Annotated in this window: 1 protein-coding gene; it reads right to left on the bottom strand. The window is 57.1% G+C overall.

Going from position 1 to position 491, the window contains the following annotated elements:
- The coding region (locus KP705_RS17130) for an IS5 family transposase (protein ID WP_215765138.1) at nucleotides 1-491 on the bottom strand (491 nt) is incomplete at both ends.

The raw sequence follows: 491 nt of genomic DNA, 5'->3' as shown, positions 1-491 counted from the left end.
GATTCAATCCAAAGCCTCGCGGCGGCGAGATTGAGGAAGCTTATGAATGATAAGGCGGTTTTGTCGTATCGGGTTGCAATACGGCGCATCTGCTTGAGCCTGTTGAACATCCGCTCRATGCGRTTGCGGTCCCTGTAACGCCACCAGTCTGTTTTCTGTGGAGCACTGCGGCTTTTGCGTGATGGAATAACCGGCAGGATCCCGTGGATCAGCAGATCCTGGCGGAAGCCGTCGCTGTCATAGCCCCGATCAGCCAGCATGGCTTTGGGGGGCGGGACAGACAGCTTCATCAGGGCGTCTGTGGCTTTGTAGTCCGAGACCTGGCCTCCGGTAAGGACAAAGCCAAGAGGGCATCCCTGATTGTCACATCGGACATGGATCTTGCTCGTAAAGCCGCCGCGTGATCGACCAAAAGCCTCCGAATGAGCCCCCCTTTTGCGCCCGTAGCCTGTGAATGGGCACGGACTACGGTACTGTCGACCATATGCTGC

The organism is Gluconobacter sp. P1D12_c (genome assembly GCF_018812105.1).
GTDB lineage: Bacteria > Pseudomonadota > Alphaproteobacteria > Acetobacterales > Acetobacteraceae > Gluconobacter > Gluconobacter oxydans_A.
This window is presented reverse-complemented; position numbering and strand designations above follow the sequence as displayed.